This window comes from Nocardioides sp. NPDC057577 (assembly GCF_042801335.1).
Lineage (GTDB): Bacteria > Actinomycetota > Actinomycetes > Propionibacteriales > Nocardioidaceae > Nocardioides.
This window is the reverse complement of the sequence record NZ_JBHVGB010000167.1, coordinates 1-13,751: the sequence shown is the minus strand read 5'-3', so window position 1 is coordinate 13,751 and position 13,751 is coordinate 1. Positions and strand designations below refer to the sequence as shown.

Genomic DNA, 13,751 nt, shown 5'->3' with positions numbered 1-13,751 from the left:
CCGCAGCGCGCGACCTGGCCGGCTGGTGGCTGCTGGCGCTGGGGCTCTTCGTGGCGGCCTGCACGCCGATCACCGGCCCGACCGGGCTGGTGGATGCGCCGACACCGGCCGAGTCGGCGCTCAAGTGCGTCCTCTACGGCGCGGTCGCGGTGTGCGTCATCTTCCCGCTGGTCTTCGGGCCCGAGCTCGACGGGCCCGTACGCCGTTGGCTGGCCGGTCCGGTGCCCAGCGCGCTGGGCGAGATCTCCTACGGGGTCTTCTCGATCCACATGTTCGTGCTGCTCATGGGCATGGAGCTGCTCGGGTTCGGCACCTTCAACAACCGTTTCTGGACGGTGCTGGCGATGACGTTGGCGGTCACCATCCCGATCGCGGCGCTGTCCTACATCCTCTTCGAGCGCCGGGTGATGCGGCTGCGCGGCTGGCGTCCTTCCGGGCGCAGGCCGAAACGGCGCCTCGAGGCTGAGCCTGCTTCCGAGCCTGCTTCCGAGCCTGCTTCCGAGCCCGGTGTCACCGAGGCGGCCGCGGCGACCAGCACGAGCGCGACCAGCGAGAGCGCCTGAGCCGTCCAGGCGGGCGGGTCCCAGGGCAGGTCCCAGGCGGTCGGGAGGATCTCGACGGCCAGAGCGCCGGCGAGCAGCGCTGCTCCCGACCCGGCGGCCAGGAGGCGTACGAGACCCGGCCGGCGGCCGGTCACGCGCGGCAGCAGCCAGGCGACCACGGCTGCCAGGGCACCCCACCAGCCGGCGAGCAGACCGGCGACCAGGACGAGCACCCCGCCGTCGTACCAGCGCCACGGCGCGGCCACCGGGAACAGCTCCAGGCTGGGCGGGGTGCCGCGGCGGCGCCATGAGGTCACCAGCGCGAGCGCCAGGACCAGCGCCGCGCCTCCGGCACCGGCGAGCAGCCCGGCACGATAGGTGTCCTCGGGCGCGAAGCCGAAACGTACCTCTCCCCCGGTGCCGGCCGGCACGATCCAGCCCTGCTGCCAGCCGTCGACCCGCTGGGCGCGCAGGACCTTGCCCTCCAGCGTCGCGGTGGCGCCGGGGTTGATGTTCTGCGGGAGCACGAGGACGCGGTCGTAGGCCTCGGCGGAGACCGTCGCCGAGACCGCGGCGTCGCGCTCGTCGCGCTCCACCTCGACCACCTCCGGGGACTCCGCGTCCGCGATCACCTCCGCACTGAGCTCGAGGCTGTCGACGCGGAGGGCGTTCACTGCCGAAGCGGAGCCCGAGGCAATCGAGCCAGGATCAGCCAGCAGCGTGTTCTCACCGGCGGTCAGGTTGATCGGAGCCGTACCGCAGACCTTCAGGGGCACCTCGCCGCCGCGCAGCAGGTCGGCGAGCGACCCGTTGACCGACGTACGCAGCACCCGCTCCCCCACGCGGATGTGGGGCCCCTCGGCGCAGCCGGCCCGGAGCGTCCCGTCGCCGAGCGGACGGCCGTTGACCTCCAGCTCGGAGATGCCGGCGGGAAGCTCGGTCGCGTCGGCCCTGCTCGAAGGCTGGTCGTAGGCGGCGTCGGTCTCGGTGATTCGGATCCGGAGCCGGTCGGTGCGCCAGCCGCTGGGCACCGCGACGTCGCCGTCGGCGTCGACCTCGCGGGTCACCGTGCGCTTGGGACGGCGCAGGTCGGTGATCTCGACCTCGGTGGGGATGCTGACCGGGGCGGCCTCGTTGACCAGGAGCCGCAGCGACCTGATCCGCTGCCGCTCGGGCAGGTGGAGGGTGATGTCGGCCGGGTCGGTCGACGGCGCGCGCCACGAGGTGCCCTCGTCGCCGTCGGCCATCGCGAGCGCCGACTGGGCGATGTCTCCGCTGCTCGGTGCGGTGATGTCCACACCCGCGAGCTCGGCGGCGGCCGCGGCGTAGGCATGGTCGCGGCGCAGCGACACGGTCCCGGTGACGTCGAACGACTGCCCGCGGGTGAGGGTGATGAGCCGGTCCAGGTCGTCTCCGTCGTCGCCGGTGCCGGCCAGGAACGGCTCGCAGTAGAGCACTCCGTCCTGGCTGATGCACCCGCTGCGATCGGCGTCGCGACCGAGCCGGATCTTGCGGATCGTGGCGTCCTGCGGCGGCACCGGGAGCGCGACCAGGCGCTGGGCGTCGACGCCCTCGATGTCGAGCTCGCTGATCCCCCAGGGGCCGTAGGCGGTGGCTCCGCGCGCGGTGATGGTCAGGTTGCGCGCGCTGAACCCGGTCAGGTCGTACGTCGCCTCCTCCCCCGGCTGCGGGGCGTAGACCTTGCGCATCTGGGCGCCGGCGACGAGCTCGAGCCGCTCGACCCCGACGACGTTCGAAGGGATCGTGACGGTGACCTTGCCGAGGTCGGTCTCGTCCTCGAACCTCACCCGGAACCAGGCGCCCTCGGGGTTCTGGTCCCATCCGGTCTCGGTGCGCCACGCGGTGTCGGGGTCGCCGTCCAGAGCAGCCGAGGGCGCCCGGCCGCGGTCGACCGGGACCTCCTCCGGTGTCGCCGCCGAGCTGGAGGCCTCCACGGCCTCGACCCCACGCCAGACCATGGTGCTCTGCCACCGCTCCTGGTCCGCCAGGTAGCGGTGGAAGCTCTCGGGCTGGTCGGAGTCGACGCCCTCCTCGGCGGTGCGGGTCGCGGAGGAGTTGGCGCGGACGCCGGAGAAGAGGGTCGTACGCCGCCGCTGGCCGTCGGTCAGGATGACGTCGGCGCTCTCCTCGGAACCGTCGGCGGAGGTCCGGGTGTCGTCGGCGGTCAGCACCGCCGGCGCCCCGCTGGCGGGCTCGCCGGGGTCGCCCATCACGGTCGTCCTGGCCGGGATCAGGGTGCCGCCGGAGGTGGCCTCGTCGACCTCGTAGATCTCGATCGGGGGATACTCCCCGGCCAGTCCACCGTCGACGAGGACCCGGGTGCCCATCTCGCGGTGGTAGGTGGTGTTGCCGAACTCGGCGCCGAAGCTCGCCGCCCGGGTCAGGCCCGGTGACTGGGCGAGGGTGGCGTGCACCAGGGAGGGCGGCGGGGCGCCGGTGGTGCCCCAGTGCAGGTCGTTGCGCACCAGCAGCCGGGTCACACCGGCCTTGGCCAGCATCGGCGCGAGGTCCGCGCTGGGCGTGCCGCGCTCGATCTCCTCGGTGACCCGGTCGAGCCAGACGACGTTGCCGGGCTCGGCCAGCGGCACCACGCCGCGTACGGCCCAGCGGGAGTCGGCGTAGGGCTGCAGGACCTCGTCGTGGGTGCTGCCCCACAGGTAGTCGCCGAAGCGGGCGGCCGGGACCACCAGCGTGACGCCGCCGTCGTCGTTCTCGGAGAGGTAGTCGGCGGCGTCGGTCCAGAAGGCCGGGACGTTCTCGATCGACCCGGGCGGCGGCACCTGGCCGCGCACCCAGGGCACCGCCAGGCCGGCCAGCGCGGCCACCACGGCGATGACGAACACCCTCCTGAGCCACTGGGCGGCCTTCGTGGCCGTCCCGGAGGCGCGCGCCAGCTCGGCGCGGAACAGGATGGTCTCGACGGTGAGCACGACACCGGCGGCGAGCCCGAGGCGGAGCACCGCGTCGTACTTGTGGCTGTTGCGCACCGCGGCCAGCGCGCCGTCGACGAGGTCCTGGCGGGCCTCGGCGCCCCAGCCGGCCAGCGCGCCGGTGTAGCCGATCCCGACGAGGACGGCTCCGGCCAGCACGCAGCCGATGAGGAACCTGGTCTCGGGGTGACGGCGCGCGCGGCCCACCCCCGCGAGGCCGGCGAGCCCGATCGCGACGACGGCGGCGGCATCGAGGACGAGGTAGGGCGTGGCGTGCAGGCTCTGCCCGGCCGGGTAGTAGAGCGGATCGGCGTAGGCGACCCAGTCGGAGGTGCCGAGCAGCGTCGGCAGGAGGCCGGTGGTCGAGGCGGTCACCGCGGCGGTCTCGATGTAGTCGAGGAAGGGCGGGATGTAGCGGCCCTGGAGCACCAGCGGGATCGTCCACCACAGGGTGGCGAGGACGGTGAACACGCCCCACAGTGCCAGCGCGGCGAATCGCCGGGCGCCGGTCCTGGTCAGCAGGAAGACCACGCCCGGGACCAGCACCGCCGAGACCGCCGTCGCGTTGACGCCGCCCGCGCAGGCGACCGCGAGCGCGGCCACGGCGCACCAGCGCACCAGGTCCTTGGTCGTGGTGGTGCCGCTGGCGCGGATGACGGCGAGCAGCACCCACGGCGCGATCGCGGTCGGCCACAGCTCGGCCGAGTTGGCGCCGAGGATGGTCATCACGCGTGGCGTCAGGACGTACGCGGCGGCACCCGCGACCTGGGCCCACGGCCGCCCCAGCTGCAGCTCGCGGGCCACGAGCAGGACACCGAGGAAGGCCAGGTTGAGCAGCAGCGCCCACCACAGCCGCTGGATCACCCATTCCGGCAGCTGCGCCAGCTGGCCGAGCCCGTAGAACGGGCCCATCGGCCATACATAGCCGATCGCCTGGTTCTGCACCTGGCCGAAGGCCCCCTGGGCGTCCCACATGTTCACCGCGCGAGCCAGGAAGGCCCACGGGTCGGCGCTCAGGTCGAACTTGGTGTCCGCGACGATCCGGCCCGGGGCCTGGGTGAACGTGATCGCGGTCAGGATCGCGACGTACGCGACGAGCCTGAGCTTCGACGTGGCCGAAGCGGAGCCGGAGGCGGTGGGGGTGTCGCTCGGAGGGTCCGGGGTCACGTCTTTCGCAGCACGAGGAGGAGGTTCCATGAGAGCACCTCCCTCACCACCGGGACGCGCATCAGCCACGCCGCCCACGCAGGGTGATAGCGCGGAACCGCAGCCAGGATCTCGGCGTTGCCCGCCCTGCGCTGGGCGCGCGCCCAGCGCAGCCCCGCGGAGGCGGTCGCTGCGTACATCGACTCGCCGAACTTGTTCTTGGGCTCGTGGCCGTGCTTGCGCGCGTAGCGGCGGCGCGCGAACCGGCCGCCGAGCAGGTGCCACGGGCTGGTCTCGTGGCCGCCCCAGGGGCCCCACCACAGCGTGTAGGAGCAGAAGACGACGCCGCCGGGCCTGGTGACGCGGAGCATCTCCTCGAGCATGGCCGTCGGCGTCGGGACGTGCTCGAGCACGTTGGAGGAGTAGCAGGCGTCGACGCTTCCGGTGCGGACGGGAAGCCGCATCCCGTCGCCGAGCATGCTGCCCTCGGCGACGATCCCGGCGCCCTGCATCTCACCGGCGTCGGCGTCGAGCGCGAGGTAGGTCGCGCCGGCCCGCATGAAGGCGTCGCGGAAGTAGCCCGGGCCACCGCCCACGTCGAGCAGGACCGTGCCCTCGAGCGTCTCGCCATCGGTGTAGTGGGCCAGCTGGCCGACCGAGTCTGCCGCCAGCGCGGTGTAGAAGCGCGCGGGATCGGTCTGCTCCACACGGAAGTCGCTGAAGAGGCGTACGGAGCGCCGTAGCGTCGCGCTCCAGCCTCCGCCGGCGGAGGCGGCACGCTGAGAGTCGAGGAGGTTCGGCACGGCGGAACCCTAACCGATTACCCCAACGGGTGTGCATTCCGTCACGAAATGTCCTACTCTCCAGTAACTGCGTGACCCTGGGGAGGGAGCGCTCAGCAGCGGGGAACTGCGAGATTGCAGGGGAGCACTCAATTTTGCGCGCAACGGAGGGAGCGCAGCTGAACGGCAGCCATGTGGCCGTCTTCAGCTGGCGCGATTCTGACAATCCTGAAGCCGGTGGTGCCGAGCACTACCTCCACCAGATCACCGCCGGTCTGGTGGACGCCGGAGCGCGGGTCACGGTGTTCACGGCCGCCTATCCCGGTGCGCAGGCCCGCGAGGAGCGCGACGACATCCGCTACGTACGCCGCGGCGGCAAGCTCAGCATCTACCTGTGGGGCGTGCTGCTGCTGGCGCTGGGGCGGCTGGGTCCGATCGGCCGCGTCGACGCGGTCATCGACGTGCAGAACGGACTCCCGTTCTTCTGCCCGCTCGGCACCAGGGCTCCGGTCACGGTGCTCGTCCACCACGTCCACCGCGAGCAGTGGCCGGTGGTCTACCCCGGGCTGTCCGGGCGGGTCGGCTGGTGGGTCGAGTCGTGGCTGGCGCCGCGGCTCTACCGCCACAAGCAGTACGTCGCGGTCTCCCGCGCCACCCGGGCCGAGCTGGCCACCCTCGGCGTCGACCCCGCCCGGGTCGCGGTCGTGCACAACGGCGCCGCGCCGGCGCTGAGCGACCGGCCGGCGAAGACCGAGCACCCCTCCATCTGTGTCGTCGGGCGGCTGGTGCCGCACAAGCGGGTCGAGCTCGCCGTCGACGCGGTGGTGGCACTGCGGGCCTCCTACCCGGACCTGAGGCTGAGCATCGTGGGCGGCGGCTGGTGGGCCGACGAGCTGGCTGCGTACATCTCCCGGGTGGGGGCCGAGAACTACGTCGAGATGCTGGGGCATGTCTCGGAAGAGACCAAGGAAGCCGTCTACGAGCGGTCCTGGCTGATGGCGCTGCCGTCGCTGAAGGAGGGCTGGGGCCTGGTCGTCACCGAGGCCGCCCAGCACGGCACCCCGACCGTCGCCTTCCGCGACGCGGGCGGGACGACCGAGTCGATCGACGACGGCGAGTCCGGGGTGCTGGTCGACGACCAGCCCGGCTTCGTGGCCGCGCTCGACCACCTGCTCGGCGACGAGATCCGCCGCAAGGAGCTGGCCGAGGGTGCCCGCTGGCACGCCCGCAAGCACACCTGGGAGCAGAGCCAGCTGAACTTCAACGCCGTGCTCGCCTCGACGCTTCAGGGGCACGTGGTCGGCGCGGACTGACGGCTCTGGGAAGTCGTAGAAAATGTCGTAGAGATGGAAGGACGCCCGGCGGATCACCGCCGGGCCTCCTTCGGGTTTGTCTGGTTCAGTCGTTGGTGCCGTACTGAACCGTCGACTCAGAGACGCTCGGAGGATTCTCGACGGTGTTGTCCGTGCTGCTGGTGACGACTCCGACGATGGTCGCTGCGGCGACTCCGCCGCCGACAAGAATGCTGGCGACGATGGCAATGATGTTGCCCATGGATATGTGACCTCCCTCTCCTAGTCGCGAACATTAGCAGCCGGCCGGCGAACAATACTGATCAGTAGCAGAACTGTTGATGTTGTGGCTCCCAGCCAGACCAGGCCGTACGCCACCCACGCGAGGACCACCGCTGTCAGCCTCACCGGACCGATCGTGTACGCCGCCGGCCTGGTCGCCTCTCCCGGCAACCGCTGCAGGAGCAGGTCGCCGCTGTCGTGGACCGTCTCCCCCGCCACCTGCGGCGCCTCGCCCGCGGTGCGGTCGGTGATGACGTACCCGATCCCGAGGCGGTTCAGCTCGGCTGCCCGGGTGGTGGGGTCCGGCGCGGCGAGGGCCTCGGCGGCCGCTGCCGCGCGCGGGTCCTCGCCCGCGATCTCGGTGCGGCCGATGACGAGGTCGCCGTTGGTGACGCTCGCCCTGGGCAGCATCCTCGGCAGCGGGTCGAGGACGGGACGACGATCGTTCCACGCCGGGGCTCGGTAGGCGGACCAGGGCAGGACGAGTACGTCGCCCGGTGCCGTCTCCTCGGCGAGCCTCGCGCGGGCCTGCTGCCATGAAGTCGGGTAGTCGGCCGTGCCGATGCCGCCGGCGAGACCCCAGGCGGCGTCGGGAAGGACGGCGATCGGGGCGAGGGCCAGGACGACTGCCGCGGCCCATCGGGGCGCGGTGCCGCGAAGCCGCTCGCGCAGCGCATCGACCCCGGCCGCGACGGTCAGGACGAGCAGCGGCAGGCACAGCGGAAGCAGGCGGCTGCTGTCCCGCATCAGCGCGAGACCGGGGATCTCCTGGGCGAGGCCGTCGAGGGTCTGCGGTGCGGCCCAGCCGAGGATCGCGATCGCCATCCCGGCGACCCACAACCCCAGGATCGCGATCCGTTGGCTGTCGCCGACCCACCATCGCTTGAGTCCGGCTCCGACCAGCGCCACCAGGAGCACCAGAGCCACCCAGGCCGGCCAGCCCTCGCGGCTCGCGGGGATGACCGAGGTGTTCCAGATCCCGCCGAGGGTGAGGGCTGCCAGCGGGGCGGGCAGGGCGTCACCGCGCAGCGCGAAGACCTCGAACCCGGTGGCCGACACCGCCTCCCCCGCGTGGGTCAGGCCGGCGACCACCCAGGGCGCGTTGACCGCGGCGACCATCGCGAGCAGCAGGACCGGGCGCCGGCCCCGGCGCAGACCGGTCGCGAGGATCACCGCGGCCGAAACGATCCCCGCACTGGCGCTGAGGCTCCCGACGAGCAGGACCGGGAGCGTCCACACCGGGCCGCGCGCGGCCGGGCCCGGTTCAGCCGCCCATCGGCGGCCGGCCAGCACCAGCCAGGGCACCGCGGCATAGGCCAGCAGCATCGGCCAGTGGCCCATCCACAGCCGCTCGGCGACGTACGGGCTCCACAAGGCCAGGCTCACCACCGCCAGCCGCGCGGCGAGCGAGCGCTCACGCACCAGCTCCGCGGCACCCGCACCGGCGAGCACGAGCGCTCCCACCAGCACGAGCTTCTGCAGCGCGAGCCCCGCCACGACCTCGTCCAGCACCGCGATCACGGCATCCGAGGGCACCGCCCGCGGCAGCCCCGACCCCAGGCCGAGCACATCCCGGGTCAGCGCGAGATCCGGCACCCACACCATGTCGTAGCTGAGCACGAACCCAGCCCCCAGCGCCGGCCCCAGCATCAGCACCGCGAGCACGCCCGCCCACACGGTAGGCACCACCCGATCCCTCACGCGGCCACCCTAGATCCCCGCCCCGCCGAGAAGTCACTTACGTTGGCCGAGAAGTCACTTACGTCGGCCGAGCCGGCAGTTGTGGCGAACGAGTTTCGATCCTGGGCGGATGCCGGTGCCGGCATGTGACCTGCCGCACCCTAGGCTTTCCAAGTGCCCACGATGACCGCCAGCCCGATCAGCGCCCGCCGGCGCAGGCTGTCCGCGCTCATCCGCAGCAGCGGCTTCCTTGCCCTCTGCATCATGGTCACCAACATCGCGACCTACGGCTTCCAGATCATCGCCGCGCGGATCCTCGGCCCCGGACAGTACGGCGGCGTCGCGTCGATGATGTCGCTGCTCCTCGTCGTCGGCGTGGTCCAGCTCGGCATGCAGGCGACGGCGTCGCGCCGGGTGACCGAGACGCCCGGCCAGGAGCGCGCCATCGAGCGGACGGTGCTGCGAGCGACCTATCGCGCGGCCATCGTCGTCGGGGTCGTCATGCTCGCCGCCTCGCCGCTCGTGTGGCGGGTGCTGCGGCTGGACTCGATCTATCCGGCCCTGCTGGTCGCGGTGTGTGCCGTACCGCTGACGATCATGGGCGGTCAGGCCGGCGTGCTGCAGGGCGAGCGCCGTTGGCTCGGCCTGTCGGTGGTCTACCTGGCTCTCGGCATCCCTCGGGTCATCGTCACCACCGCCGCGATGTGGGTCCGCCCCACCGAAGGCGCCGCCATGGCCGGTGTCGCGCTGGCCCAGTTCGCGCCGGCGATCGTCGGATGGTGGGTGCTTCGACGTCGCGCCGAGGCCCACGCGAAGCCCGGGCCGGTGAAGCCCGTCGTCGTCGAGATGCTCCAAGCCTCGTTCGCGCTGCTGGGCTTCTTCGCGCTCTCCAACGTCGACATCCTGATCGCGCGCAACGTGCTCTCCGACCACGTCTCCGGCCTGTACGCCGGTGGCCTGATCCTCACCAAGGCGGTGCTGTTCCTCCCGCAGTTCGTGGTGATCATCGCCTTCCCGTCGATGTCGGCCGAGGCCAGCCGCCGCTCCGCGCTGGTCAAGTCGCTCACGCTCGTCGGTGGTCTGGGCGCGTGCGCGATCGCCGGCTCGTGGCTGATGTCGTGGCTGGCGATGATCTTCATCGGAGGCCCCGACTATGCCGAGATCGAGGGCCTGCTCTGGGTCTTCGCGATCCTCGGCATGGTGCTGTCCGTGCTCCAGCTGCTCGTCTACTCGGTCCTGGCCAGGCGCAGCCGGCTCTCGGCGTACCTTCTCTGGATCGCCGTCGCCGCCGCCCTCGCCCTCGGCGCGATGCAGACCACCGTCGAAGGCCTCGTCTGGGCCGTCCTCAGCGTCGACGCCGCCCTCGCCGCCGTCCTCCTGGCGGTCACCTTCTGGCGACTCAACCAGACCCCTCACCGCGCCTGACCCCCAGCCGAGGCGTCAGCCGCGTCGGCCGAAACGTCGCCTACGTCGGTCGAGACGTCACTTCTGGCGGTCGAGACGTCAGTTGTGTCGGTCGAGACGTCAGTTGTGTCGGCCGAGAACGCACGTAGGGGAAACGAAGATGGAGTTTCGTCCCCCACAACCACCGATTCAGTTCGCCGGAGCCGCCATTTCGTACGCCATAACTGACGCCTCGGCAGCCGCTTCAGCAGTCGCGGACGAGAATGCAGTGGCGGGCGACGAGAGTGGAGTCTCGTCACCCACAACTACCGATTCGGTGCGCCACAACTGCCAATTCGGCCGACGCAGCTGACGCTTCGGCCGACCGGGGTGACGCCTCGGCGGTCAGTGGGCGGCTTCGTGCCAGGACGGGCCGGTGCCGACGGATACGTCGAGGGGGACGTTGAGGTCGGCGGCGGAGCCCATCTGCTCGCGTACGAGCGCCTCCAGAGCCTCCCGCTCCCCCGTTGCGACCTCGAAGACGAGCTCGTCGTGGACCTGGAGGAGCATCCGGGAGGAGAGGCCCGCCTCGTCGACGGCGGCCTGGACTCGAAGCATGGCGACCTTGATCAGGTCGGCGGCCGAGCCCTGGATGGGGGCGTTGAGCGCCATCCGCTCGGCGGTCTCACGCCGCTGACGGTTGTCCGAGAGCAGGTCGGGCAGGTAGCGGCGGCGGCCCATGATGGTCTCGGTGTAACCGGTGCGCCGCGCCTCCTCGACCAGGCTGCGCAGGTAGTCGCGGATGCCGCCGAAGGTCTCGAAGTATTCCTCCATCAGCCCGCGCGCCTCGCTCGGCTCGATCCCGAGCTGCTGGGAGAGGCCGAAAGCGGACAGGCCGTAGGCGAGGCCGTAGTTCATCGCCTTGATCTTGGCCCGCTGCTCCACCGAGACCGCGTCGGGGTCGACGCCGAAGACCCGCGCGGCGGTGATCGAGTGGAAGTCGCGTCCGGAGCGGAACGCCTCGATGAGCAGCTCGTCCTCGGACAGGTGGGCCATGATCCGCATCTCGATCTGCGAATAGTCCGCCGTCATCAGCGACTCGAAGCCGCCGCCGACGATGAAGCCCTTGCGGATGCCGCGTCCCTCCTCGGTGCGCACCGGGATGTTCTGCAGGTTGGGCTCGGTCGAGGAGAGCCGACCGGTGGCCGCGATGGTCTGGTTGAAGGTGGTGTGGATCCGGCCATCGTCCTGCACGGTCTTCAGCAGGCCCTCGATGGTGACCCGCAGCCGAGTGACGTCGCGGTGGCGCAGCAGGGCGAGGAGGAACGGGTGCTCGGTCTTCACGTAGAGCTGCTGCAGCGCATCGGCATCGGTGGTCCAGCCGGTCTTGGTGCGCTTCGTCTTCGGCATGTCGAGCTCGTCGAAGAGCACCACCTGCAGCTGCTTGGGCGAGCCGAGGTTGATCTCCTTCCCGATCACGCCGTAGGCGTCGTCGGCGGCCTGCTTCATCTGGCCGGCGAAGTGCCGCTCCAGCGCGTCGAGGTGCTCGGTGTCGACCGCGATGCCGGTCTTCTCCATCCGCGCCAGCAGATGCAGCAGCGGAAGCTCCACCTCGGAGAGCAGCCGGTGTCCGCCGGCGGCCTCGACGGCCGAGTCGAGCTCGACGGCGAGGTCGATCACGGCGCGGGCATAGAGCATCGAGGTCCGGGCGACGCCGTCGCCACCGACCTCGTCGTCGCCGAAGAGCGACTCCTGGCCGCCATCGTCCTCCTGCTTGAGCTCACGCTTGAGGTAGCGCAGGGTCAGATCTGCGAGGTCGTAGGAGCGCTGGTCGGGCGCCACGATGTAGGCCGACAGCGCCGTGTCGGTCACCAGCCCGCCCAAGGACCAGCCGTGGGCGTCGATCGCCAGCTCGGGCCCCTTGGCGTCGTGCATGATCTTCGGCCGCGAGGGGTCCGCGAGCCAGTCCGCCAGCGCCGCCTCGTCCTCGGGGGTGAGCTCCTCCACCCCCACGTACGCAGCCCGCTCCTGCGTCGCGAAACCGAACCCGTCCACGCGGCCGGTGCCGGAACCCCAGGTCCCACGCACATGCACCCCGACGGACGTGGTGCCGAGCTCCTCGAGGAAGGCCGCGACGGCACCCGGAGCCAGGGTCTCGCCCTCCAGAGCGAACCCGCTCTCGTCGACCGGGACGTCGTCCTCGGGAGCGAGCACGTCGGTGATCCGGGTGCGGATCTCGCCGCGGAACTCGAGCTCGTCGAGGAGCTCCAGCGCCGCCGCCCGGTCCCACTCGACCCGCCCGAAGTCCGCCGGGCCGACCTCCAGGGTCAGATCTCGGACCAGCGCGTTGAGCCGCCGGTTGCGCATCACGTCGCCGAGGTGGGCGCGCAGGTTGTCGCCGGCCTTGCCCTTGACCTGGTCGGCGTGGGTGATCAGGTTGTCGAGGCCGTCGTAGGTGCTAATCCACTTCGCCGCGGTCTTCGGGCCGACGCCCGGGATGCCGGGCAGGTTGTCGGAGTCCTCACCCACCAGAGCGGCGATCTCGGGATAGCGGTGCGGCGGGACCCCGTACTTCGCCTCGACGGCCTCCGGCGTCATCCGCGCCAGGTCGGAGACACCACGCATCGGGTAGAGGACCGTGGAGGACTCCGTGACCAGCTGCAGCGAGTCGCGGTCGCCGGTCAGGATCAGCACCTCCATCCCGGCCTCGAGCCCCTGGGTCACCAGGGTCGCGATGATGTCGTCGGCCTCATAGCCGGCCAGCGACAGGTGGCGGATGTGCAGCACGTCGAGCAGTCGCTGGATCAGCGGCAGCTGCGACTTGAACTCGTCGGGGGTCTTGTTGCGCTTGGCCTTGTATTCGGAGTATTCCTCCAGCCGGAACGTCTGCCGCGACAGGTCGAAGGCGACCGCGACATGGGTCGGGGTCTCGTCGCGCAGCACATTGACCAGCATCGAGGTGAAGCCGTAGACGGCATTGGTGTTCTGCCCCGTGACGGTCGAGAAGTTCTCCACCGGCAGGGCGAAGAAGGCCCGGTAGGCCAGCGAGTGTCCATCGAGAAGGAGCAGTCGGTCACGCGTCACGTCAGCCACGGTCCGACTCTATCCACGACCACCGACAACGGCGCGACCGCGGGTCGAGACCCGCGCGTCCCCCGCGTCCCGACCCCGCGCGGCACATGCGACGATGCATCCATGACCGATGCATCGACCACCGACCATCCCGTCTCGCCGACCGACACGACCGCCGGCGAGAGGTTCTTCGCCTCGCTCCCCCACGGCATGGGTGGCCTCAACGACAAGATGGGCGTCAAGATCCTGGAGATCTCCGCCGAGAAGGTCGTCGGCACCATGCCGGTCGAGGGCAACACCCAGCCGTACGGGCTGCTGCACGGGGGCGCCTCGGTCGCGCTCGCCGAGACCCTCGGGTCCACCGGCTCCGGCATGCACGCCGCCTCCCTGGGCAAGCTCGCGGTCGGCGTCGACATCAACGCCACCCACCACCGGTCGGCGACCTCGGGCATCGTCACCGGCACCGCGACGGCGATCCATCTCGGTCGCACCTCCGCGGCGTACGAGGTCGTGATCACCGACGAGCGCGGCAAGCGGGTCTGCACCTCGCGGATCACCTGCGCGCTGATCGACGCGGAGCGCGTCGGGCAGTAGGGGACGTACGCCGAAGGGCCCCGGAAC

General features: G+C 71.3%; 8 protein-coding genes. 3 read left to right on the top strand and 5 right to left on the bottom strand.

Features of this window, described 5'->3' with window-relative positions:
* Positions 1–382: 382 nt before the first annotated feature.
* Both ACFU7D_RS24220 and ACFU7D_RS24215 read right to left on the bottom strand, forming a co-directional pair.
* Entirely contained in the window at positions 383–4,690 is a 4,308-nt protein-coding gene (locus tag ACFU7D_RS24220) for an alpha-(1->3)-arabinofuranosyltransferase family protein (RefSeq protein WP_378872099.1), read from the bottom strand.
* Entirely contained in the window at positions 4,657–5,442 is a 786-nt protein-coding gene (locus ACFU7D_RS24215; RefSeq protein WP_378729840.1) for a class I SAM-dependent methyltransferase, read from the bottom strand. The genes ACFU7D_RS24220 and ACFU7D_RS24215 overlap by 34 nt, the downstream gene beginning before the upstream one ends.
* Positions 5,443–5,576: 134 nt before the next feature.
* Between ACFU7D_RS24215 and ACFU7D_RS24210 the strand changes: the two genes are divergently transcribed.
* A complete protein-coding gene (locus ACFU7D_RS24210) occupies positions 5,577–6,734 on the top strand; it encodes a glycosyltransferase family 4 protein (RefSeq protein WP_378872096.1) in 1,158 nt (385 codons plus the stop codon).
* Between the two features lie 85 nt (positions 6,735–6,819).
* On the opposite strand, the gene ACFU7D_RS24205 is transcribed toward ACFU7D_RS24210, so the two are convergent.
* A complete protein-coding gene (locus tag ACFU7D_RS24205) occupies positions 6,820–6,975 on the bottom strand; it encodes a hypothetical protein (protein ID WP_160024268.1) in 156 nt (51 codons plus the stop codon).
* A gap of 20 nt (positions 6,976–6,995) precedes the next feature.
* Positions 6,996–8,681 (bottom strand): hypothetical protein, encoded by a 1,686-nt coding sequence (locus ACFU7D_RS24200; RefSeq protein WP_378872093.1) that lies wholly within the window; start codon positions 8,679–8,681, stop codon positions 6,996–6,998.
* Between the two features lie 177 nt (positions 8,682–8,858).
* Here ACFU7D_RS24200 and ACFU7D_RS24195 point away from each other — a divergent pair, with 177 nt between their 5' ends.
* The gene (locus ACFU7D_RS24195) at positions 8,859–10,100 is read left to right on the top strand and encodes a lipopolysaccharide biosynthesis protein (protein ID WP_378872101.1); all 1,242 of its coding nucleotides are present in this window, start codon (positions 8,859–8,861) and stop codon (positions 10,098–10,100) included.
* Between the two features lie 363 nt (positions 10,101–10,463).
* Here ACFU7D_RS24195 and polA read toward each other — a convergent pair whose 3' ends face one another.
* Positions 10,464–13,151: a DNA polymerase I gene (polA, locus tag ACFU7D_RS24190; protein WP_378872090.1), complete on the bottom strand. Its 2,688-nt coding sequence runs from the start codon at positions 13,149–13,151 to the stop codon at positions 10,464–10,466.
* A 102-nt stretch (positions 13,152–13,253) separates the two neighbouring features.
* On the opposite strand from polA, the gene ACFU7D_RS24185 reads away from it, so the two are divergent.
* Positions 13,254–13,724, top strand: a complete 471-nt coding sequence (locus ACFU7D_RS24185) for a hotdog fold thioesterase (protein ID WP_378872087.1) — start codon at positions 13,254–13,256, stop codon at positions 13,722–13,724.
* The last annotated feature ends 27 nt before the right edge of the window (positions 13,725–13,751 follow it).

Coding starts and splice junctions, on each gene's coding strand:
- ACFU7D_RS24195 (WP_378872101.1), top strand. CDS start 8,859: ATGACCGCCAGCCCGATCAGCGCCCGCCGGCGCAGGCTGTCCGCGCTC.
- ACFU7D_RS24185 (WP_378872087.1), top strand. CDS start 13,254: ATGACCGATGCATCGACCACCGACCATCCCGTCTCGCCGACCGACACG.
- ACFU7D_RS24205 (WP_160024268.1), bottom strand. CDS start 6,975: ATGGGCAACATCATTGCCATCGTCGCCAGCATTCTTGTCGGCGGCGGA.
- ACFU7D_RS24220 (WP_378872099.1), bottom strand. CDS start 4,690: ATGGAACCTCCTCCTCGTGCTGCGAAAGACGTGACCCCGGACCCTCCG.